A 24,480-nucleotide genomic window follows, 5' to 3' on the forward strand; every position below is an offset into this window, starting at 1 on the left:
TGGCATCACCCCCAAGCGTTACAATATAACAATTTAACAGTTTCCTAAAACCGCACACATAAGACTATAGTGTCCGTATCGGCTCAACCACAAGGACTGGAAGCCGACATTCATTCCGTTTGCAAAGGCAAGAAAGAGGATTGAGACAATATTCTCACAACTTACAGACCAGTTCTTGGCAATCAGGAACTATGCGAAAATAACGAATGGTTTGTTTGCCAGAATCATTGGCAAAATTAGTGCACTTACCATTCTGCAATACGTAAACTTCATTAACAACAAGCCCATTGGCAGAATTAAGTATGCACTAAATTAATTCCGCCAACAGGTAAGTTCTTATGCTCATTATCTTAAACTATAGCGAGAAACCTTTTTCCTTTTTTCTTTGAACAGCTCCCAATCCCACTTTTTGTGTTCCGTCCCAATTTGTAAGTTGGTCAGCGCACCCATTTGAGCCACCAAGTGAAACGTATGTGTCTGCGCTGCATGACATGTGGTCAACAAAAGTGAGAAAGTTGTCAATGGCGTTGTCTGTGAATTGAACTTCATTTGTGGCGAATAGTTTTGTCCAACTGGTAATACATTCTTGCTTGAAGTCTGTAATACCATGCCAAGACATATCAGACAAGAACCTCTTTGCTGCCGAATCTATACAGGCTTTAGAGTCTAATCCAATATTATGCTTTACAGCAGATGCAATAATGCCATAGTATATGGAAGCCGATTCTTTCTCGTTGAAGTTGACTCTTTCTGTTTTTGCAAAGGATGCTAAAGCTTCATGTCCCTCATGGATGAACTTGTCAAGCACTCCTATGTATCTGTTTTGCCGAGCCATGCTTTCACGTTTGGCTTCGGCTTCTTGCCGAGCCTTTTCTTTTGCGTCTTTCTCCTTACGTGCTTCCACTCGTCTCCATGCGTCTGTCATTTCAGGCTCTTGCCAAATGGCATTCCAACGAGCCTTCAAATCATTGTACATTTCCATAAGTGTAGTATTATAACTTTTGGCACTGGCGAGTTCTTCCTTCGCACAGACAAGTTGAGTAGTCACTCGCTCCACAGCCTTCTCGTCAAGTTGAGAGATGCGTTGTTTGACTTTGTTGTTTTCAGTCTTTAGCGCATCATTCTCGGCACGAAGCGACTTGTTCTCCTCTATCTGCTTATTGAGATTCTGCATATAGTAAGTGTATGTCTTGTTAACAGACTTGCGTACACCTTCATTCTGCTTGTCACGTTCTGCATTAATGGCTGCTACAAGAGCCTTGATTGCAGCGTAGATATTTGCCACACGCTCCTCACGCCACGCCTTTTGTCCTATAAGTGCAGGAATAGGGATGGCAAGTTCTTTCTTTACGGCATTCATCGCTTCTTGAACTGGAGCCTTGATGTTGAGTAAAGGAATGGTCAGCTCCTTCTTGTCGATTGTGGCAAGCACTGCATATTTCTCCACTTTGTCAAGAGCGACTTTCGCCTGACGTTCAGCTTCAAGCACCATCTTGTTCTTATGCTTGCGTCCTCGCTTCTCTTCCTCTGAAAGTTCATCATAGGAGAAGCCTCTTGCCAAACCATACTTATGCCCAACTTTGTTGTAATAGTCGGTATGAAGTTGGGAAAGGTATTGTGATTTGTCCTTTGCTCGCTCTCCCCACACTTTGGCATAAGAGACCCTTTCAACAACACCCTTTGCCGCTTCCGATTTTGTGTAGTTGTCACGTTCTTCTTTTGGAAGTGCTCTCCATTCCTTGGTAGAGAGAACCTTTTCTGGATTATCCTTGTGAATGTACTTGCTTCCGATGCGCCCACGTTTCTTTACTTGTTCAACAGGCACGGTCTGCACATGGGCATGGATGCTTGTCTCGTCACAATGCACATCAAAGCCGATGACATTCTCTTCTCCCCATTTCTCACATGCAAAGCGGTAGGTGTCCAATGCCCAGTCATAGATGCCTTTTTGCAATACAACTTTGCTGTGGTCAGCATTTGGATCTGATGTGTTGAGTTTCTGTTCACCAAAGGCAAGCCTGTTAAGCACATCATGGTCACCACTGAAGATGATGCCGACAGTGCAGTTCGGACTGTTCCTTGAAACTTGGTGGGGACGCTTGGCATCCATATACGGCTTGAAGCCAAGTTCATCAAGTCTGTGCTGCAAGCGTTCATGCAACGGCACCGACTGGGAACCAAGAGGCACTATCTTTTCGCCCTTGACTATCTCAAAGTTGAGTCTCTTGCGTGAGTAGTTATAATGGTTGTTCTTGTCTATGTCCGCGTTTTTTAGTTTGTAACGTTTCTCGTCCCAACCTCTGCGTTCCGCCTCGTTGCCCACTTGGGACGAGAACGATTTCTTGTCTGTGCCTACATGGATGGCGGCACGTGGTATGTTTCTTTCCATAAGAATTTCATTTGAACTTGTAACGTAGTTATTGTATAATTGGAGACAGGTCTCGGGCGGAGCCTGAGCATAATAGAAGGACTTTTTAAGTGAACAGCGTCAGCAGGTGAATCTAAAAGTCCCTATTATGTTTAGGACTTTTTTGAAAGTCCGTCACGCAAGCGTGCTCGCAGATCCTTACCCACTCTGCTATGACTCTTCCACCAACACCAACCCAAGACAGTCTATCAGATGTTGGAGTGGCGGATGTTGCTTTATCAGCCTTTGTAGCGCCATCTGCGGTGTTTCCGTCATCAGCAGGAAGTCTGCAATGTCAAGACCTTTGGTCTTTTGTTCATCGGTGGCATTGTCTTCCAAGATGTTGCTTATGACAACCCTTTTGCAAACAGATTGCAGCAATGGAATTTTTGATTTCCATTTGTCCGTTGCTCCAAGGTCAGGGAACAGAATGATGTCCCGAGCTCCCAATACCTTGACAGCGATTTGGTTGAGACAGCCATGCATACCTCCAGTTGCCAACCAGATGAAATTGGGGATGAAATGTGATGCGATTATGGCAGTTTTTTCGCTCTCGACAATAGCGACCGACATTGTGGGATGCTGTGCCAGCAAATGCTCACCAAAGAAACATTGGCACAAGTTGAAATCTGGAAGAAGAAGAAAAGCATGCGCCCATCCAACATAAGAACGTGGCTCTTTCACACGATGTCCGTCTTTGGGATTATATAGCATGACCTTGCCAGTCCTCACCTTATCATCCTTGTCAACTTGCCAATAAATGGTTGAGCCTCCCCACTTATAGGATGTTCCGACATGATACATCTTCATCAGCCTTTCTGTCTCTTGTTCACCAAAGACCTTGGAAAGGTACTGGTATAACGGATTGATTCCGTAATGAGACAAGGAACGCTCCATAATAGCGTTGGCGATATAGGAAATAGGCTTTTCTACGACTTTCGGTTGGATATTCCTTCTTGTCGGATATGGCAATTTGTCCTTAGATAGAAAGCCTGGATGCTCACGGAAATAGTCTTTAGGAGTATAGTGATACCCACAACTATGCTCATGGTCGCATTTGCCTACATTGTCAGGGAAGGATACTCCCCCCTCATCATCTATGTATCTTGTGAAACAACGCTTGCGCTCACAATTCGGGCATGTGTAACGATTACCCGATCTGTATTTCTCCAAGTGAAATCTATACTCGTTCATCATCGTAACTGAAATGAATTATTGGTGAATTTCAGCTTTCAGTTCTTTCATGTTTTCAGTTACGCACTTGTCAACTGAAAAACTGAAACAAATGAATACTGAAAACAGGTTGGTTTATGTTTCAGTTGCCTGTCCTGTTTCGAACTTTACTTTTTCGTAAAATCCTTTCTTTGCCTTTGTGATTAGTCCAGACTTCATAAGCTCCTTTATATAGTTCATCACAGTACGGTCTGTAACACGCAGATTCTCCATTCCTGTTTTAATGGCAGTTTTTGTGTCAAAACTGTCTTCCAACAGATACAGCAACTCCTTGGACATAGAATCACAGGTGTCTTCAGCAACAAAGGCTCGGCAGCGTTGATAACAATTCTCACAATATTCATTGAGCAGTAATGCTCCTTCTATGGAATCCACATCAATACTTTGCAGATGGCTCTCGCCACAGGCGTATCTTAGAGCTTGGAGCAATAAGGCAATGCGTGCGACGTGGGTATTGTGCTTCATCACCCTCGTTTCAACATCCTCATCGTCCTCTATGGCATTGATGGCATCCACATTTCTGTTCCACCAACCAAAGAAAAGTGAATGTGCGTCCTTGTCCATATAAAGGATATTTGGACAACATTCATTTGTGTCATTACACCTTGCATAGTCAAGTCCAAAGATTTTCCCGATGATGTCAGCCCATTTTCTTGAAGCCTCGCTCTGGCGCACATGGCTGTCTTCCTCATCCAGCCAGTGTGGAACTTTCTTGGATTTGGGATATACAACCAGAATACGGTCAAGAAAACCTGTATCCATGAATTTGGAAGCCATCAGTTCCTTCATTCGTTTGGTCTGTGTTGTACCGATGATGTTGACACATGGCTCTTCTACACGTTGTGGGCGGTCATTCTTGACACGTGTGTTCTCCAAGTGGCATCCGCTCCAAATGGAAAGTAGGCGTTCAAGCATGGGATTTTTCCCATACCTGTCTGTATTGGCAAGCAGTCCGAGAATTTCATCATAGTTGATGGCTATGCCACGCAAGTTGTTGTAATGCTCCAATACCAGAGCCTCCAATGTAAAGTCATCCAATGTGACCCTTTTCAGAATAGGCTTCTTCATTTCCTTGCTTCCGCTTTCCTTTGTTGCACATGCTGCCTCATATAGGTCAAGTTCATAGCAAAACTTGTCAAACAGCTTTCGTTCATACTCCCGAATTGGCTTGTATGCAAGCTGTAATGGTGGGGTTTTGCCCATGCCAGGTCTGCCAACCAATATGATATAAAGGGCGGCATTCGTGTCCCAATCCTGCTTAACGTGAATACGATAGGTATTGCCAAGAGCCGCTGATGCTGCCGACAGCATGGACATGGCGACATAATCCACCTTGAAATTGCCGTGCACCACCATGTCTATGATGATGGACTGCATTTTTTGTGGAAACACCTCAAGAGGGAAGCCTGAGTCCGCTAAAGACTCGGCTTCCATGTTGATTTTGTTGCAGAGTTCAAGCGCATCCATAGCATTACCAGTTTAAGGGTTTCGGCTTGCGCTTGTTTCCTGCAAGAATGGCTGCATTCTCCTCCTCTGCTGTGAGAGGTACCGGATTCTTGCGGTTAGTCTCCAGCCACTTGTCAAGTTCATCTTGATAAAGGCAGTAACGCTTGCCTGGCTTGGTGGCAGGAATGCTGCCGTTTCCAAGTTTCATGTAGAGAGTTGCCATCGGCATTTTCAGGTATGCCGATGCTTCCTCCACACTCATAGGTATGTGCGTGTTCGCCTTGTGTGGCTTGTTCTGTGATTGCAGACTGATGATCATCTGCTTCATGCCCACCACTTCGTCCCGAAGCTGGGCAACGACCATTGGAAGGTCGTTGAAAGTTAATTCCTTTGTCATATACAAGTTGTTCTAAAAAACTGGGACAAAGGAACAGAATGATGCTTCCGTTACTGAGGGTCGTGACAGTCATTTGTCATTCACGAAGGAATAACTCTAACAATGGGGATTATTGGATAGTTACCTATCCGAAACTATCTATCAATGATATTGTTAAAATAAAGGTGAACCCGTATAAGAGAACGTGTTTTGTGTCATTGTTTAGAAACAAAACATTACCTTTGCATATCAATATAACGATACAAACATTCACTATATGAATAAAATAGTACAACCACAATGGCTTGAATGGGCAAAAGAACTACAATTCATTGCCCAAGGGGGATTGACATACTCCAAAGATGTATTTGATATAGAACGCTTTGAACGCATTAGAGAAATTGCAGCAGAAATGCTCAGCCTGCAAAGTGGAATACCCATAGAAAAAGTAAAGAATCTGTTTTGCAATGAAACTGGATTTCAAACTCCTAAATTAGATACACGAGCTGCGATATTCAAAGATGATAAAATATTGCTTGTGAAAGAGAAAAATGGAACTTGGTCTTTGCCCGGTGGTTGGGTCGATATAAATCAGAGTATCAAAACTAATACAGAAAAAGAAGTAAAAGAAGAGGCAGGGTTAAATGTAAAAGCTATCCGGGTAATAGCCATACAGGATAGAAATTTACATAATATTCCCCCATATGCCTACAATGTTTGTAAAGTTTTTGTTCTTTGTGAGATTGAAAGCGGATCTTTCCGACCCAATATTGAAACGGATGAGAGTGCCTATTTCGGATTGGAAGAATTACCTATTCTTGCAAAAGAGAAAAATAACGAAGAACAAATTAAAATGTGCTTTTCTGCTTACTCTGATAAAAACTGGCAAGTATTATTTGACTAATAAATAAAACATATGAAATATAAACATATCGTATTCGACATAGACGGTACATTGATAGATACGGAATATGCAGTCATCAACTCTTTAATAAAAACAATTACAGAAATAACGGGACGTGCACCTCAATATGAAAGTATGAAATTTGCTTTAGGTATTACCGGAAGAAATGCGTTGGAATTACTCAAAATACCCGACATAGAAGATGCTTTGAAACGATGGGATAGGAATATGAAATTGCTCCAGCACACTATTCAACCTTTTCAAGGTATCAAAGAATGCTTGCAATCCCTTTTATCAAAAGGCTATCTTTTAGGCATTGTAACCTCCAAAACATATCAAGAATATCATTCTGATTTTGAACCATTAGGGTTAGCGGACTTTTTTTCCACAATTGTATGTGCAGATGATACTGATGAACATAAGCCCAAAGCAGCACCCTTAGTAGCATATTTGGCTAAAGCCCATATAAACCCCGAAAATGCTCTCTATATTGGTGATAGTATTTATGATATTCAATGTGCTGACAATGCCGGTGTTGATTCCGGATTGGTTTTATGGAGCAACAATGTATCTAATCCTATACGTGCAGACTATTATTTTAAGACACCCCATGATATAAGTAAAATTCTATAAAAGACGAACTGACTAATTATGAAATCTGCCGCATCAAGACCATTTGGTCAAGATACGGCTTTTTTAGTTGTAATATCCAATTATAAGGAAATAGGGAAGAAAAGCGATTTTGCCAAAGGCTACATTATCATCCATGGAAATCATATCCACCATTGGCAGGCTCGTCAATAGGGATTATATCATTGGAGCATGGTGCTTTCAGGTTCTTCAATGTACTGTAGTCCAAGCCTTCAAACGGTTTGGGGAACAATGCCTTGATAAAAGCTATTCGCATGGCCATTGTGTAATCACGTTTACCCAAACGCTCTGCGATATTCCACACGAAGTGCCTTAAAGGGATATTCTCAACCGTCTCCTTGAAGCGGTTTATTGCTGTCGGGGTATAGTTGGTGTCGTTGCTCCATTCCTTGACAGCCTCAATTACCTTGTACAAATCTTCCTCATAAAGAAACCTTGACATGGTACGATGCACATAGTCAAGTACGGCTCTTGTTCGCTTGTCCTTTTCCTCCTGTGCTTCTTTTTCTTGTGCCTCTACACGCTTGGCATAGTCTTCATGACTGTATCGTGCTGACTCTGTTTGTGGTAATGTTTGCATTGGCTGTTCTTGTTCTGTTGCTGGCTCTGCTTCTACAACGTTTTTCTTTGTCTTGCTGTTGCTACCAACGGTCATCAGTTCATAGGGATAATTCACCATAGAAATGAATATCGCCCAAAGCAGGATGTTGCTCCCTACAAAGATGATTGACTCGACAAACAGACTTTGGTGAAAGTCATTGCCTACATACATAGCCACGACAAGAGAGATGGCGAGAATTGCAGTACCAACAAAAGCGTAGATGGTACAATCTGAAGTTGTCTTGTTTTCTATCATTATTGTATTCGTTTTATTGTTATTCGTTCAAAAACTTCCACAAAGTTAGATGCAGAAGCATGTAAAAACCGCATTTACGTTCTTTGGCACTCTTTCTTTTACGCTTTATTAGCGTTCTAATATGATTTCATACTCTGAATCATACTTTAAACTTCTCGTTAGTGTCAGTTGCTGCTAATTGCTGACTACAAAGGTAAGGGCAAAGAAAAGGGAAATTTGCAGTTCCTCTTTAATATCAACAGAAATTAGGATGTATTTGTCGAATTGGTTCTATCCACGACAGCAAATAGAACCAACAAAACGAGAAAAGGACTATTGGAACACTATCATTCCAACAGTCCTTTTCTGCGTGTTATTGTCAAATGGTTACTTTCTCAACGTAATGCAGCCAACCGAAGCACGTTTCTGTGCATCGGAAATCTTGGCATACACTTCTGTCGTTGCCACATTCTTGTGACCGAGATAACGCTGCACAACCGCAATACTGGTTCCTGCATCGAGCTGGAGACAGGCAAAGCTGTGGCGTGAGCAATGATAGGAGATATGCTTGGTTATCCCTGCATCTCTCAGCCAGTTCTTCAATGGTGCCTGTGTCATGGAGTCTTTGAAATCGGGGAACACCTTGCCACGTTTATCCGGTGAATAGCCTATCAGTTCCAAGGCTTCCTCACTGATTGGGTTATGCACGATGTCTTTTGTCTTCTGCATTCGTGTAGTGACATACATCACACCATCGCTGCCGTATGGCTGTATTTCTTCCCAAGTGAGCTTCTTGATGTCGCTCTTTCTCAAAGCCGTTAGGCAAGAGAACAGGAAGGCTCGCTTCAAGGCAGGAGCAGAGCAAGGTGTGGATGCCAAGCGGATAACCTCGTCTTGTGAAAGATGCTCCTTGTCAGTCGGGATTGTCTCGATACGCTCCAAGAAACCGTTCGGGTTCTCCTTTATCTTGCGGTCACGATAGGCAGTGTGGATTGAAGCACGGAACGTTGACCAGTAGTTGGCTGCTGAGTTGATATGCAGCTTTCTGTTCTTATGCAGTCCCTGTGGTGCTGTCAGCAGATACTCACGAAATCTGTTGCACAAGTCCACGTTTATCTCCCCGAAGGTACACTTGCCTTGCGTGAAGGTACGAAAGTGCATATAAACGTGTTGCCACTTGGAGTTCTTCTTGTCCGCCAGTTTCTTGAAATAGGCAAGGAAATCGCCTTTCATCTTCTCCTTGTCGAAGAAATCATAACGCTCGTTGACGATAGCCTCGAAGCGACGGCAGCGTATCGCCTCGGCTCTTGCCGTAAGGTTGAGGTTGTACTTCTGTTCCGTCTGGTTCTTCGGCTTGGCATAAATGTAGATGCCAAGCGACTCGTGGCGGATGACTTTCATCGTGCTCTCGTCACGATAGCCTGGATAATAGTCAAGATAATAGGACAGCATGCGTCCGTCCTTGATTTTGCGTGTACGCAATGATACGGTCTTACAAATGTTGCTCATAACTGATATGTATTATTGATGATTATTCGTGGTGAAGTGTCTCTTCACAGCTGCAAAATAACGGAATGAAATCTCCGTGACTCCAATTATTCATAGTAACTGATGGATAATGATGAAATCATTTGAAATCACAGTCCTTTTGCTGCCCTTTCTGCCATTGCACGTTCCACATCCGTCTTCAAAAGCAGGTTTTTTACGCCCACTTTTACCTTACTGATATGGTGAACTCTCACGATATGGCAGATGTTGGCACTTGTCAGACCATACAACTGTTGCATCTGTTCGGTGGTATAATAGTTGTCATCGTTCATGAGGTCAGTCCTGCGAAGTTCTTCAAGATGTTCCTTGGAATAATAGGTACGACCGTACTCACGTTTGGTGGGTATCTTATGTCGATATGTATATGCCCTAAGTGCTGACTTGCTCATGCTAAAGGCTTCCTCTACATCATCAGCAGTCACCCATTCCGTGATGCTGTTGAGGTCAACGGCAGTACCGAAGAACTCGTCAATATGCCGTTTGCTGTAATAGTTCTTGCCAGCGATACGGCACATCGGTATCTGGTTGCGCTTGGCGGATGTATAGAGCCAAGACTTCTTGACCTTATAAATGGACATCACTTCCTCGCCCGAATAATAGTCAAGCACCTCATTCTCCTCTTTCCCTTTTGTTGGTTCCAGGTTTTGTGTTGGCTTTTCTGTTTTTGCCTTTTTACAGAGCTTGCTCTTGCTGGCAGGAATCACACGCTTGTAGGGATTACCCTCAAACATCTTCTCTATATCAGATTTTCTTACGAATGCCATTCTGCTGCTCAATCTTGATGCATTCAACTTGCCGTTAGCCACAAGTTTGTAGATATACTGTCGGGTGCATCCCATCAGCACAGCTGCCTTTGAGAATGTAAGATACTCCTGATGTTGCAGATCCATGATTGGCTCAATACCGTTAATCAAGTCCTGCTGTCTTTTCTTCCTAAGACGTTTTGCCTCTGCCTGACATTCCTCGGAACAGTATTTCTGCATACCGCTTCTTGGCACGAATGTCTTGCCACAAAATTCACATTTTCTTGTCTGTCTCATACTCTTTGATATTGCTATGTTCTACATACTTTGAGTATTCCACCTATGGAGTAAACGGAAGTGAACCATTGACAACCTTTGTCAACCCAGTCCACAATATAACGCTTTTTGCCTATCAGCTTCAAATCTGTCCTTCATCGTAACCACTCGTAAACCCTTGTCAACTACGTTCACGATATGACAAAATAAAAGCTCCGCAAATTCTCCACGGTAGAAATACGCTGCAAAAATATGTGGAAAATCGGGAACTTCCAAAAAGCACTCAGAAAGTGTTAAAAATCAAATAGCATTGAAAATCAAGGATTTATATTTAGTTAGTCATAGTAAGTTATGGTTAGTTATAAGGCTCTAAATACAGTTCCAGAAGCAATTCCCACCCAATGAAGTAACAGATGAAGGGATGGTGATAGAGGTTAAGCCACTGCAGTCTTGGAAGCAACCATCACCCAATGAAGTAACAGATGAAGGGATGGTGATAGAGGTTAAGCCACTGCAACCAGGGAAGCAATAATCACCCAATGAAGTAACAGATGAAGGGATGGTGATAGAGGTTAAGCCACTGCAGTCTTGGAAGCAACCATCACCCAATGAAGTAACAGATGAAGGGATGGTGATAGAGGTTAAGCCACTGCAACCAGGGAAGCAATAATCACCCAATGAAGTAACAGATGAAGGGATGGTGATAGAGGTTAAGCCAGTGCAACCTTCGAAGCAAGAAGCACCCAATGAGGCAACAACATACTCTACCCCATCAGAGAGTGTAAATTAAACTGTGTCAAGCTACAATAAAAGTAGTTTAACACAGTTTTTATATTATGGACAACTTAGAAATTGATTACAAGAAAGCAGCTCAGCAGTTGCGTAGTGGTGAAGCCTTATTTGGCAAGGACGGAGCATTAGCTCCATTGTTAGAGCGTATTCTCAACTCAGCTCTCGAAGGTGAGATGGACGCTCATTTAAGTGAAGAGGAACGCTCTTCCGGCAACCGTCGTAATGGTAAGATGAGTAAGAAGGTTCAAACAAAATATGGTGAGGTCACTATAGAGACTCCTCGTGACCGAGACGGAACTTTCCAACCTGAGACCGTAAAGAAGCGTGAGACTATTCTTGCCAATGGCATGGCAGACCAGATTATTGAGATGTACGCCATGGGCACCAGCACACGTGACATCAGCAGCTACTTTGAGCGTGAGTTCAACACAACTCTATCAGCCGATACTATCAGCTCTATAACAGACCGTGTATTACCCGAAATCACCGTCTGGAAGTCTCGCATGCTCGATCCTGTATATGCCATTTGCTGGCTTGATGCTATCCATTATAAGGTAAAGGATGAGAATGGCAGAGCTGTCACACGAGCCATTTACAACATTCTTGGTATCAACAAGGAAGGCCAAAAAGAACTGTTAGGTATGTATGTGTCTAAGAGTGAAGGAGCTAACTTCTGGCTAGAAGTTCTTACGGATCTTCAGAACCGTGGTGTTCGAGACATCTTGATTTGTTGTATTGATGGTCTCAAAGGCTTCCCAGATGCCATCCAAAGCGTATTTCCTGAGAGTTCTGTGCAGCTCTGTATTGTCCATCAGATACGCAATTCTATCAAGTATGTTGGCAGTAAGCATCAAAAGGAGTTTATCAAGGATTTAAGAACAGTATATGGTGCAGTAAACAAAGACTCCGCTGCTGCTAATTTAGACCTGTTAGAGTCTAAGTGGGGAGAGATGTACCCAATTGTCATCAAGTCATGGCGTGACAATTGGGAACGTCTGACAGAGTATTTCCAATATACTCCAGCCATCCGTAAACTCATTTATACGACCAATACGGTTGAGGGGTATCACAGACAGGTAAGAAAGGTCACAAAGACTAAAGGGGTCTTTCCTACGGATAATTCTTTGGAGAAGCTTGTGTACTTAGCTTACCGCAACATCCGTAAGAAATGGACTATGCCACTGGCAAATTGGGGACAACTTTCTCAACAATTGGCAATAAAATTTGGAGATAGATTTAAAATTATGTAACTTTGCAGCCGAAAAGGCTTCCCTGCTGGGGGCATGCCCCCAGCAGGGAGTGGGAATGAAAGTTAAGAACAAGCCTTGACACAGTTTAATTTACACCCCCCCATCATTACCCTTAACCTTCTCTGGAATAATAATATCACCAGAATATTTACCATCAGTTTTAGGCACAAGTGTAGCTGTCTTCGTATCAGAATCCAACAAATAACGAAAGCCATCAATCACCTCAAATTTTAGTTCTTCTGCCATCGCACTACTCGTAGTCATGAGCATCAGAACTACCAACATAACAAAGCCTTTAAAAAGACTACTGGTTCCGCTTTTACTATCCAAGAACCTTTTTCTTAAAGTAAAATCTTTCATAATCGTCTCTATTTAAATCTTTTCTCCGCAAAAATACAACTTTATTATTAAACCCACAAGAATTTATGGTAAAAATCAAAAATATCATGAAAATCTTTCACGTGTATTATGTTCTTCATATTGTACTTCGGTCATAATGGTCAAAGGCATTTCTGGTCAAAATCATTGAATGTATTAATAAGTAATGGCTATAAAACCTATTTATCATCGAGTCATTGGCATAGCGAACGAAAGGGAGACATAGGCTCATGCCGAGCATACTAAAAAAGGAGGGCGTGTCATGGACTTATGACACACTCTCCTTTTAATTTATATCAAAATTATTAAACTACATTATTTGATCATAACCTTCTTGGTCTTACCATCGCTTGTTTTCACGATATTCAAGCCCTTTTGTAATTTTTCTATCTTTCGACCACTTGCATCAAAGTACTGTGCTTCATTGTCTGCATCAACTGTCACATCCTTGATGCCTGTTGTAGAAGTGATGATGATGCCTCCACGGCTAGCATCATATCGCCAAGTATAACCATCAGGCAAGATTATCTGAATCTTCTTGATGTCATCAGAAGTCAAAACATAACCATTTCCACCCAAGATTATCGGAGTATCAAGCACAATGTCCGTGATATTGATATGGATGCGGATGATGATGTTCAACTTAGCGATAATGTAGATTCTACCACTTGCACCATTATAGATATAGTCATAGGCATAACCATCACCACCGAGATAGAGATTACCACCATTATAGATAGTCCCCTTGCCACCTGTGCCGAATGTACCTCCTGAGATTGTGGTATTACCACCCTTGCCATTCCAATAGACATAACCGCCGATGCCAGAGCCGCCACCAATGAATGTTCCACCAGAGATTGTTGTCGTACCACCATTATAGTAGCCGCCAGAGATAGTGCCACCGCTGATAGTTGTTGTACCTGATGGGTAAGTGTAGCCACCATACTTCGTACCACCGATGTTTCCACCATAGATATATGTTTCGCCATAGCCGTGGAAGCCAAACTCACCACCACTGATAGTTCCTCCGTGATATTCAAAGATACCACCGTCTTCAACATAGAAAAACTCTTTGGTAATGTCTGTGCCAGAGCCATTTCCACCCTTCCAGATTACTCGACCGCCAGAGAGTATACGGATGAGACGAATAAGGCGAGTGATGTTGATATTAATGTCGATGATGAGAGTACCCTCTACATAGATGTAACCAGAACCTGTATTTGACAGATTAAGATTTGTCAAGGTCAAGGTTGTATATTTCTTAATGGTAAAACTACCAGAGCCTTTGAGCACAAAGTCTTTATTGGTTCCATCTCCTTTGTCACCATTAATAAACCATTGCAAATCATCGTCTGCATTACCACTTCCTATACCTACAGGATCATTTATCACACATCCACCAGAAGGCAAATCTATTGTCTTAGGGTCTTCCTCTGTACCTTTCTCGTTTCCACTACCACCTCCATTTATCCAATGTTGCAAATCATCTTCATCATACACTTTTTTACGAATAGAGACTGTCTTTGCCTTTTCGTTATAGTAGATTTCACGGTCATCTGGAATATTAATGAACTTGTAATACTTATATTCCGATGGATCTACATTTGACATAAATGCTTTTTCAAGAGTTAAGTTACTCCAATCGCCATCAATAGTCAAGACGTTGGTTGTCGCAACTTTATTTTCAAAAGTATGTAATGTAGCATTAGCACACAAATAAACAGCCAGTGGAGCAAAGCGAGACATATAAAGCGCTTCACGAACCTCAATCTGATTTTTTCCGCCAACAAAATTACCTGTAGAGAACGCATCTTGTGAACCTAATGAAACACAAGTTCCCTTAGTGTCGATACATTTAATCGTAGATTTATTATCAATGTATAACCTACGGCAATCTACTACGGTATTAGAACCTTTTACACTCGAACCATAATAAAGACAAACGACTTTTGCCTTAATTGCGGTAGTACTACTTTCAATACTACCTCCATATATATAAGCAACCCCTTGTTCTCTTTCACCATCAACAGCTGTTACCGATGTTTTATAATCTCCAGAATAATAGAAGAAACATGCTTCACCTTTATTTTCCCCCAAATGTACAAGAGAAATATTATTGTTACTACTAATATTATTGAATGTCACATTTTGTCCAATAGACAAATATGAATTTCCACCATAAGCTGCCAATCCAAAATACCAATTAAAAACCACATTATTGACACCATAAACATTATTGTTACAATCTAAAGTAATATTCTGTAAAGACAGCATTGCACTATTACTTACATAAAATGCATAATGGTCTCTTATCCCATTTGTAAATTTCAACGAGCCACCTTTTAAAACTGCATAACACTTAGTTGGAACTGTAATCATCTTATCTATATCAATACCAGCATCTGCTATCATAACAGTATCAGGTTTACTATATGTACCAGTTCCATTAGCAGCAATTTCATTAAGTCGTGCTTGAAGTTCATCAGAAGAAGCTATGGCTGTTTTACGAACCTTAGCTTGATTTCCGTCTAAATATATTTCATAATCATCAGCACCTCCACCCACAAAATTAAACTTCATATACTTCACATCATTGGAATTCAACTGATAGTTATAGCCTTCTGCAATAACCAAATCAGGATTATTCTTATATTTTGCAAAGCTTACATAATTATCAGGATTTCCTTTTATTGAGGATATGTATTTTAAATGTGCTTCTTTATTGGAATTTGTCACATAACTTATAAATTTATTTAATCGAGCAGATTTAGCATTAAACAAAATATTAGCTTCACAGTTAGTTGCATAGATGCTATAAACATATCCCCCTAACAATGATACATCATCTTTAGAATTATTAGTTAAAATTTGTCCATACACATATCCTGCTTCTATTTTAATATTGTTACTTAACGTAGTTCCTTCCTGCGTCTTCAGTAAAGTTGTATACAAAACAACACCTTTAAAAGGATAAGCTTCCAATGTTCCTCCATTTATAATAAATGAAGCACCATTTAATTCAACAATACCACCAGTCCGATAATTACTATCTGTATTATTACCAGGTTTTAGTATAGCTGTAGAAGCCAATTCTACTGTTGATGATTTTGAAACTTTCAAAAGCAAACCACTAAAAGAATCTGCAGCTGTCAACGTACCATTGGTAAAACGATAAGATTTACCGGTACTAATCTCCAACGTCTTGGTACGTGTGGTCGCTGTAAACTTCGAGAGGTCAACCTCTATCACATCACTTGCTCTTGTCAATGTTGAGGAAGAGTTATTGATAAACTCCTGTAAGTCATCATTTTCTCCTGCTGCCATCACGACATTAGGAAGCCATACCATCAGCAACGCCAATAGCATACTTCTCCATAATTTTGTAAAATTACTCATAAAATAAAGTCAATAAAAAAAGGCGGAACCGTTCGTGGCTTGTCTCAACACGGCTACCGCCAAGTGGCCTTACACAACACAAGCACAGAACGGCTCACGCCTAAAGAGGCATGAACCTTACCCTGCTGCTTGTCCTCGTTGTGTGAATATTGGCGGTATTCTGTTGAGGAGAACAAGAGCTAAAAGCTCAATATTTTAAATATCTTATTTCAAGTCAAAAACGAAACACCTTTTGGGTTAATAATAAATTATCAAAGGCTAGGCTCTGAGAGCCGACACCCAACTCTTACTAAGTATTCCGTCGCTATTTCTGTCTGTTTCTTAAATCTATAATTTTATTGTTAAACATCAAATTGACTAATACTGTCGGCAAAGATAATCAAAATCATAGACAACACCAAACTTTTGCTCAAAAATTTAGCAAAATAGTAATAGCTTGATTTTAAAACTTCACCTTACATACATCGCATAAATACATCGATATACCTGTTAAACAAGTTAACTACCATATAAGCATAAATCTCTACAATTGCTTCAAACTTTTTCATCCATTAAAAATTCTAGTAAACCTATGGTTATAATACCATTCTCTTCTCTCCATGGTTTGATGGCATCTTTCACCACAATAATCTTCAAGAATGAATCTGTGAATTTTAGAAGAGAAGCTATTTCTTGTTTACGTTTCTACTCGTCTGGTAATGCCAAGGCAGACAGTATGTAATATCACAGGCTACCTTCGTTGATTACAAAGTCAACCTCTATTTGTTTGCGCTCCATTTACCATCTCTATCTACAAAACGCTATCACATAGACATCCGCATTATCAATTTCAACAGACTATTCAGAACCTTTTCAAAACGAGGAACGAGCTGCACTTCATCCAAATGAATATAATACAAATCGCTATCCATCATCCCAACCTTAATGTTCTTGTAAAACACAAGAGGATTACGCAATTTTACATTTCAATATCATCCAGTGCTATCCGAATAAACAATCATCCGCAACACCTGTCACTATCAAGTACTGCCGAAAGAGGGTAAAAAGCAAATACGACTTGCCCAAACGCCTAATAACCGTTATTATTTTTATCAACCCATTTAGTTTTCATCTATGAGTTGCTATAAATAGAAGTTTTTTATCTGCATTTTCTATCTTTACGAAGATCTTTTGGCAATATAGCCACTTTTTCTTCACAGAACGTTAGTTTTATTTATTATCATACACAAGAAAACAAGATAAATCCTGCAATAAAAGACATCCTTTGGACTTCAACTCCTTTTGCTGCCGTATCCCCATATAAATAGCCTTATATCAAGTTGCTTTGCATTAAGGCAGAATCGAGTAGGAGGAAACGAAGTGGGGGTTTCTCCTACTTTCGTTTTCCGACCTCCCACACCACCGTACGTGCGGTTCCGCATACGGCGGTTCCTATTTTGGGTGCCATTCGATGTATGAACCCATCAATGTAGCATAGCCTGCCATGATCAACTTTTCGTTGGTAATCGCACGACATAGTATGTAACAGCCAGCTATGCGCCAATAACCCAAACGACTATTGCCCCACATGTAAGCTTGGTATTTGTCAATACCGCACTTTACCAAGTTGGCAACTCTCGTTTTCACCCTCTTCCACGACTTCCATATACACATACGTAGCCGTCGCCTTTGCCACTCGTCCGTTTTCATGAGGAAACGTTTCATGTTTGCCGCCTGCTTCTTTCAGATTCCACCTCGCAGTGGACACCCTTGCTATTGGCTATACAATTCCCGCTATTAGGGCTTGTTAGGGACTTGCACCCATTAGCTCATGCCGAGCATACTAAAAAAGGAGGGCGTGTCATGGACTTATGACCCACTCTCCTTTTAATTTATATCAAAATTATTAAACTACATTATTTGATCATAACCTTCTTGGTCTTACCATCGCTTGTTTTCACGATATTCAAGCCCTTTTGTAATTTTTCTATCTTTCGACCACTTGCATCAAAGTACTGTGCTTCATTGTCTGCATCAACTGTCACATCCTTGATGCCTGTTGTAGAAGTGATGATGATGCCTCCACGGCTAGCATCATATCGCCAAGTATAACCATCAGGCAAGATTATCTGAATCTTCTTGATGTCATCAGCTGTCAAAACATAATCACTTCCACCCAAGATAATTGGAGTATCAAGAACGATGTCCGTAATATTGATATGAATGCGAATGATGATATTCAACTTGCCAATGATATAGATTCTACCGCTTGCACCATTGTAGATATAATCATAGGTATAGCCATCGCCACCAAGGTAAAGGTTGCCACCATTATAGATAGTTCCATTGCCACTTGTGCCGAATGTACCACCAGTGATGGTTGTCGTGCCTCCCTTGCCATTCCAATATACATAACCACCGATACCAGAGCCACCTCCGATGAAGGTACCACTAGAGATAATGGTCTTACCACCATTGTAATAACCACCAGAGATTGTACCGCCGAAGATAGTCGTAGTACCAAAAGAGTAAGTATAACCACCATAATTGGTACCACTGATGTTTCCACCATAGATATACAATATTCCATCATTATGGAAACCATATTCTCCACCACTAATTGTACCTTCACTATATTCAAAGACACCACCATCTTCAATATAGAAAAACTCCTGTGTAATGTCTGTGCCCAAGCCATTACCACCTTTCCAGATTACACGACCACCAGGAAGAACACGGACAAGGCGAATGAGGCGAACAATGTTAATATTGACGTCAATGACGAGAGTACCCTCAACATAAATATAACCAGACCCAGTATTTGACAAATTGAGATTTGTCAAAGTCAAGGTTGTATATTTCTTAATAGTAAAACTACCTGAACCTTTGAGAACAAAGTCTTTATTGGTTCCATCACCTTTGGCACCATTAATAAACCATTGCAAATCATCGTCTGGGCTTCCACTTCCCATACTTACAGGGTCATTAATCACACAACCACCAGAAGGTAAATCTATGTTTTTAGGGTCTTCTTCTGTTCCTTTTTCATTGTCATTTCCACCACCATTAATCCAGTTTTGCAAATCATCTTCATCATATACTTTCTTACGAATAGAGACAGTCTTTGCCTTTTCGTTATAGTAAATCTCACGGTCATCTGGGATATTAATGAACTGGTAGTACTTATATTCAGATGGAGCTACATTTGACATAAATGCTTTTTCAAGAGTAAAGTTACTCCAATCGCCATCAATTGTCAGGGTATTGGTTGTAGCTGTCTTATCCACAAAAGTTCGTAATTTAGCATCAGCCAACAAATAAACTGTCAAAGGAGAAAAACGAGACATAATCAGTGCTTCACGAACCTCTATCTGATTTTTACCACCCACAAAGTTACCTGTAGAGAAAGCATCTTGTGAACCTAACGAAACGCAAGTACCCTTAGCATCGGTACATTTTATCGTAGATTTATCATCTGTATAAAGCCATTGGCATCCAACAACGGTATTTGAACCAACTACTGTTGCACCATTTTTAACAGCAACTACTTTAGCTAATATTGCAGAAGAATTACTTTCGATATTTCCTCCTAACATATTCACTGTACCATAATAATCACTATTTACTGCTCCAGTTACTGCCGTTTTTGCAGAGAAGAAATTACCAGACTTATAAGTAAGTGAACCTCCATTTTGAATATTTATCAAGCCAACATTACTATTTGGGTTCTGATTCTTAAACACGACATTATTACCAATCGTCAAGTTTCCACCCAAAGATATGAAATAATCATCCGCAAGCCATGTTCCAGTCGTAATGCAATTAAAAGAGATATTCTCAAATGTCAAACTTGAAGACTTGCTTAACAAAAAGACTGCATGCCCAAATACATAAGTATTAGAAAATCCAATTGAACCACCTGTTATGAGGGCATGACATTTTTCTGGAACAGTGATGTATTTACCAATAGTAATACCAGCTGCAGCAATTTCTACAGTTTCTGGATTTGCCTCAGTTGCCGTACCTTTTGCAGCAATTGCATTAAGTCTAGCTTGTAAATCATCAGCAGTATTTATAACTCCTTCTCCTTTTTTACGAAATTTTGCCTGGTTGTTTTCTAGATAAATCTCATAATCCTTATCATATTTATTATTACCTAAATATACACGATACTGAATCTTTGCAATATCAGCTGACGTAAGTTGATATTTTTCTGTACCTTCTGCAAGGATATTGTCAGTATTAAGTGAAGTCTGACTATCTTGAAATTTCAAGTTTTTATTTAATACAGAAGTAACTATTACATGAGTTCTCTTTTCTCCATCTATGTAATTTACAAATTCATTAACCTCAGCCTTACCATTATAGGCTATTTTATTTCCATATCTTCGGCTTATGACATAAACAAGATTGCCACCATTTATATGTATATCATCGTTAGAACTCCAACTATCAATATGCCCTCCAATTTTTCCTGAATTTATATAAATCACATTTGAAGGATTATCAGAATTACTTCCAATCAATTCAGGCTGAATAGAATGTTTTCCATCAGAAGTCTTATAACAATTTATCGTACCGCCCGTCAGATAAAAGATTGCACCATTCAATCCAACTAACCTATTAGTCAATTCATTATAAGCAGTCAATGTCCTTGGTTGCATAATAGCACCAGTAGCCCAATACACAGTAGAGTTGTTAGAAATAGATAACAACTGTTCCTTAAAAGTACTCGCGGCAGTCAATGTACCATTGATAAAGCGGTAAGTCTTACCTGTACTAATCTCCAAAGTCTTGGTACGTGTAGTTGCTGTAAACTGTGAGAGGTCAACCTCAATCACATCACTTGCACGTGTCAAAGTAGAGGCAGACTTGTTGATAAACTCCTGTAAGTCATCACTTTTTTCTGCTGCCATCACGACATTAGGAAGCCACACCATTAGCAATACCAATAGCATACTTCGACATAAATTAGTAAAACTATTCATAAAATAAAGTCAATAAAAAAGGCGGAACCGTTCGTGGCTTGTCTCAACACGGCTACCGCCAAGTGGCCTTACACAACACAAGCACAGAACGGCTCACGCCTAAAGAGGCATGAACCTTACCCTGCTGCTTGTCCTCGTTGTGTGAATATTGGCGGTATTCTGTTGAGGAGAACAAGAGCTAAAAGCTCAATATTTTAAATATCTTATTTCAAGTCAAAAACGAAACACCTTTTGGGTTAATAATAAATTATCAAAGGCTAGGCTCTGAGAGCCGACACCCAACTCTTACTAAGTATTCCGTCGCTATTTCTGTCTGTTTCTTAAATCTATAATTTTATTGTTAAACATCAAATTGACTAACACTGTCGGCAAAGATAATCAAAATCATAGACAACACCAAACTTTTGCTCAAAAATTTAGCAAAATAGTAATAGCTTGATTTTAAAACTTCACCTTACATACATCGCATAAATACATCGATATACCTGTTAAACAAGTTAACTACCATATAAGCATAAATCTCTACAATTGCTTCAAACTTTTTCATCCATTAAAAATTCTAGTAAACCTATGGTTATAATACCATTCTCTTCTCTCCATGGTTTGATGGCATCTTTCACCACAATAATCTTCAAGAATGAATCTGTGAATTTTAGAAGAGAAGCTATTTTTTGTTTACGTTTCTACTCGTCTGGTAATGCCAAGGCAGACAGTATGTAATATCACAGGCTACCTTCGTTGATTACAAAGTCAACCTCTATTTGTTTGCGCTACCATTTACCATTTCTATCTACAAAACGCTATCACATAGACATCCGCATTATCAATTTCAACAGACTATTCAGAACCTTTTCAAAACGAGGAACGAGCTGCACTTCATCCAAATGAATATAATACAAATCGCTATCCATCATCCCAACCTTAATGTTCTTGTAAAACACAAGAGGATTACGCAATTTTACATTTCAATATCATCCTGTGCTATCCGAATAAACAATCATCCGCAACACCTGTCACTATCAAGTACTGCCGAAAGAGGGTAAAAAGCAAATACGACTTGCCCAAACGCCTAATAACCGTTATTATTTTTATCAACCCATTTAGTTTTCATCTATGAGTTGCTGTAAATAGAAGTTTTTTATCTGCATTTTCTATCTTTACGAAGATCTTTTGGCAATATTGCCACTTTTTCTTCACAGAACGTTAGTTTTATTTATTATCATACACTAGAAAACAAGATAAATCCTGCAATAAAAGACATCCTTTGGACTTCAACTCCTTTTGCTGCCGTATCCCCATATAATTAGCCTTATCAAGTTGCTTTGCATTGAGGCAGAATCGAGTAGGAGGAAAACGAAGTGGGTTTTCTCCTACTTTCGTTTTCCGACCTCTCACACCACCGTACGTGCGGTTCCGCATACGGCGGTTCCTGTTTTGGGTGCCATTCGATGTATGAACCCATCAATGTAACATAGCCTGCCATGCTCAACTTTTTGTTGGTTATAGCACGGTTTAGTATATAACTGCCAGCTATGCGCCAATAACCCAAACGACTATTGCCCCACATGTAAGCTTGGTATTTGTCAATACCGCACTTTACCAAGTTGGCAACTCTCGTTTTCACCCTCTTCCACGACTTCCATATACACATACGTAGCCGTCGCCTTAGCCACTCGTCCGTTTTCATGAGGAAACGTTTCATGTTTGCCGCTGGCTTCTTTCAGATTCCACCTCGCAGTGGTCACCCTTGCTATTGGCTATACAATTCCCGCTATTAGGGCTTGATAGGGGGACTTATACCCATTAAAATAGGCTCATGCCGAGCATACTAAAAAAGGGAGGCAAACCTCATCTCAAGGTCTGGCCTCCCACCACTTACTTATAGTTAAAAAATAACCGATAATATATCCGGGAATTATCGAGTCAGGAACTTATCTACCTGAGCTGCAATCTTTCTTCCGCTTGCCATAGCTCTTACTACCAGAGAAGCTCCATTTGCTGCATCACCTGCCACGAAGACATTCTCTGCAAACTCAGGCTGCTGTGGCTTCAGGAAGCCCATGGCCAAGAATACTGCCTCTGCCTTGATGATTTCTGGCTCTCCAGCTTCTACCATCAATGGGCGACCACCCTCTGGGTTTGGCTTCCAATCGATAGGCTGAACCTTCACACCCGTCAACTTACCATTCTTTCCGAGGAACTCCAATGAATTGATGTTCCAGCGACGTGTACATCCTTCCTCATGACTGGATGTAGTCTTCAGTGTGCGAGGCCAGTTTGGCCAAGGATTCTTAGGATCCTCAGGACCCTCTACTGGCTTAGGCATGATCTCAATCTGAGTTACACTCTTGCAACCCTGACGATGAGCCGTACCGATACAGTCGGAACCTGTATCACCACCACCGATAACCAATACATCCTTGCCCTTGCAGTTGACCAGTTCATCCTTAGAGAACTCCATGCCTGCAAGGACTCGGTTCTGCTGAGAGAGGAGTTCGAGGGCGAAATATACACCCTTCAATTCTCGTCCTGGAATCTTCAGGTCGCGGGCTGTAGGAGTACCCGTAGATACCACGTAGGCATCAAAGCCCTCTGGCAACTTGGTGACATCTATCTTCTGATTGTATTTGAACTCGATGCCTTCCTCTTCGAGAAGACGGAGGCGGCGGTCGATGATACTCTTGTTGAGCTTGAAGTTTGGAATACCATAGCGCAACAAGCCACCGGCATTCTCACGTGCCTCAAAGACTGTTACCTTATATCCCTTGTGGTTCAACTGATTGGCAGCTACCAATCCTGCAGGACCGGCACCGATGACTGCCACGGTCTTGCCATTACGCTCTGGAATCTCAACATGCACATAATCCTCAGAGAAAGCGTGCTCCACAATGGCGCACTCATCCTCACGGTTGGTGGTTGGTTCATGATCCATGAGATTCAAGATACAAGCCTTCTCACAGAGTGCAGGACAGATGCGTCCTGTGAACTCTGGGAAGTCGTTGGTGGAATTGAGGAGTCGGTAAGCCAACTCCCAGTCGCCCTTGTAGAGCGCATCGTTCCACTCCGGTGCCTTGTTGCCCAATGGACAAGCCCAGTGACAGAAAGGCACACCACAATCCATGCAACGGGAAGCCTGCTGACGGCGGTCGTTGCTGTTCAATGTCTGTTCTACCTCGCTGAAATCGAGGATTCTATCGTGAATTGGTCTATAACCTGCTTCTTTGCGAGGTATAGTCAAAAATGCTTTTGGATTTCCCATCGTTTTAAAAGTAAAAGGG

General features: G+C 40.9%; 16 protein-coding genes and 2 pseudogenes. 4 read left to right on the forward strand and 14 right to left on the reverse strand.

The annotated features are described in order from the left end of the window. Positions 1-73 precede the first annotated feature (73 nt). Positions 74-316, forward strand: a pseudogene (locus KUA50_RS08875) (IS982 family transposase); the annotation flags it as partial. Between the two features lie 39 nt (positions 317-355). Here the strand turns inward: KUA50_RS08875 and mobV are convergent. The 4 genes from mobV to KUA50_RS08895 form a co-directional block, all read right to left on the reverse strand. After that, positions 356-2,389 carry a MobV family relaxase gene (mobV, locus tag KUA50_RS08880; RefSeq protein ID WP_218458163.1) on the reverse strand — a complete coding sequence of 678 codons (2,034 nt, stop codon included), beginning with the start codon at positions 2,387-2,389 and terminating at the stop codon, positions 356-358. Positions 2,390-2,578: 189 nt separating this feature from the next. After that, entirely contained in the window at positions 2,579-3,601 is a 1,023-nt protein-coding gene (locus tag KUA50_RS08885; protein ID WP_218458162.1) for a DUF6371 domain-containing protein, read from the reverse strand. Positions 3,602-3,715: 114 nt separating this feature from the next. Beyond that, entirely contained in the window at positions 3,716-5,107 is a 1,392-nt protein-coding gene (locus tag KUA50_RS08890) for a DUF3987 domain-containing protein (RefSeq protein ID WP_218458161.1), read from the reverse strand. A gap of 4 nt (positions 5,108-5,111) precedes the next feature. Next, positions 5,112-5,483 (reverse strand): helix-turn-helix domain-containing protein, encoded by a 372-nt coding sequence (locus tag KUA50_RS08895; RefSeq protein ID WP_007897100.1) that lies wholly within the window; start codon positions 5,481-5,483, stop codon positions 5,112-5,114. Positions 5,484-5,739: 256 nt separating this feature from the next. On the opposite strand from KUA50_RS08895, the gene KUA50_RS08900 reads away from it, so the two are divergent. Together KUA50_RS08900 and KUA50_RS08905 are read left to right on the forward strand one after the other, a co-directional pair. Then, complete coding sequence (locus KUA50_RS08900; RefSeq protein WP_007897099.1) at positions 5,740-6,366, forward strand: NUDIX hydrolase N-terminal domain-containing protein; 627 nt, start codon at positions 5,740-5,742, stop codon at positions 6,364-6,366. Positions 6,367-6,378: 12 nt separating this feature from the next. Then, positions 6,379-6,999 carry an HAD family hydrolase gene (locus tag KUA50_RS08905; RefSeq protein WP_218458160.1) on the forward strand — a complete coding sequence of 207 codons (621 nt, stop codon included), beginning with the start codon at positions 6,379-6,381 and terminating at the stop codon, positions 6,997-6,999. Between the two features lie 127 nt (positions 7,000-7,126). Here KUA50_RS08905 and KUA50_RS08910 read toward each other — a convergent pair whose 3' ends face one another. The 4 genes from KUA50_RS08910 to KUA50_RS08925 all read right to left on the reverse strand — a co-directional run bounded on the left by KUA50_RS08910 (position 7,127) and on the right by KUA50_RS08925 (position 11,166). Further along, a complete protein-coding gene (locus KUA50_RS08910) occupies positions 7,127-7,873 on the reverse strand; it encodes a hypothetical protein (RefSeq protein ID WP_218458159.1) in 747 nt (248 codons plus the stop codon). A gap of 366 nt (positions 7,874-8,239) precedes the next feature. Next, positions 8,240-9,361, reverse strand: coding sequence for a site-specific integrase (locus KUA50_RS08915; protein WP_218458158.1), 1,122 nt, complete (start codon positions 9,359-9,361; stop codon positions 8,240-8,242). A gap of 128 nt (positions 9,362-9,489) precedes the next feature. Next, entirely contained in the window at positions 9,490-10,440 is a 951-nt protein-coding gene (locus tag KUA50_RS08920) for a helix-turn-helix domain-containing protein (RefSeq protein ID WP_318346016.1), read from the reverse strand. Positions 10,441-10,788: 348 nt separating this feature from the next. Further along, a complete protein-coding gene (locus tag KUA50_RS08925) occupies positions 10,789-11,166 on the reverse strand; it encodes a leucine-rich repeat domain-containing protein (RefSeq protein WP_256624393.1) in 378 nt (125 codons plus the stop codon). Positions 11,167-11,255: 89 nt separating this feature from the next. On the opposite strand from KUA50_RS08925, the gene KUA50_RS08930 reads away from it, so the two are divergent. Continuing rightward, positions 11,256-12,461, forward strand: a complete 1,206-nt coding sequence (locus KUA50_RS08930; protein WP_218458245.1) for an IS256 family transposase — start codon at positions 11,256-11,258, stop codon at positions 12,459-12,461. A gap of 90 nt (positions 12,462-12,551) precedes the next feature. Here the strand turns inward: KUA50_RS08930 and KUA50_RS08935 are convergent, their stop codons facing one another. The 6 genes and pseudogenes from KUA50_RS08935 to KUA50_RS08960 all read right to left on the reverse strand — a co-directional run bounded on the left by KUA50_RS08935 (position 12,552) and on the right by KUA50_RS08960 (position 24,461). Continuing rightward, entirely contained in the window at positions 12,552-12,821 is a 270-nt protein-coding gene (locus KUA50_RS08935) for a hypothetical protein (protein WP_218458234.1), read from the reverse strand. Between the two features lie 333 nt (positions 12,822-13,154). Further along, positions 13,155-16,235 carry a hypothetical protein gene (locus KUA50_RS08940; protein ID WP_318346017.1) on the reverse strand — a complete coding sequence of 1,027 codons (3,081 nt, stop codon included), beginning with the start codon at positions 16,233-16,235 and terminating at the stop codon, positions 13,155-13,157. Positions 16,236-17,666: 1,431 nt separating this feature from the next. Beyond that, complete coding sequence (locus KUA50_RS08945; protein ID WP_413777420.1) at positions 17,667-17,924, reverse strand: hypothetical protein; 258 nt, start codon at positions 17,922-17,924, stop codon at positions 17,667-17,669. Positions 17,925-18,130: 206 nt separating this feature from the next. Further along, entirely contained in the window at positions 18,131-21,130 is a 3,000-nt protein-coding gene (locus KUA50_RS08950) for a hypothetical protein (RefSeq protein WP_318346018.1), read from the reverse strand. A gap of 1,504 nt (positions 21,131-22,634) precedes the next feature. Beyond that, positions 22,635-22,910, reverse strand: a pseudogene (locus KUA50_RS08955) (group II intron maturase-specific domain-containing protein); the annotation flags it as partial. Between the two features lie 207 nt (positions 22,911-23,117). Next, a complete protein-coding gene (locus KUA50_RS08960; RefSeq protein ID WP_218458213.1) occupies positions 23,118-24,461 on the reverse strand; it encodes a glutamate synthase subunit beta in 1,344 nt (447 codons plus the stop codon). Positions 24,462-24,480 lie beyond the last annotated feature (19 nt).

Source organism: Segatella hominis (assembly GCF_019249725.2).
Classification (GTDB): domain Bacteria; phylum Bacteroidota; class Bacteroidia; order Bacteroidales; family Bacteroidaceae; genus Prevotella.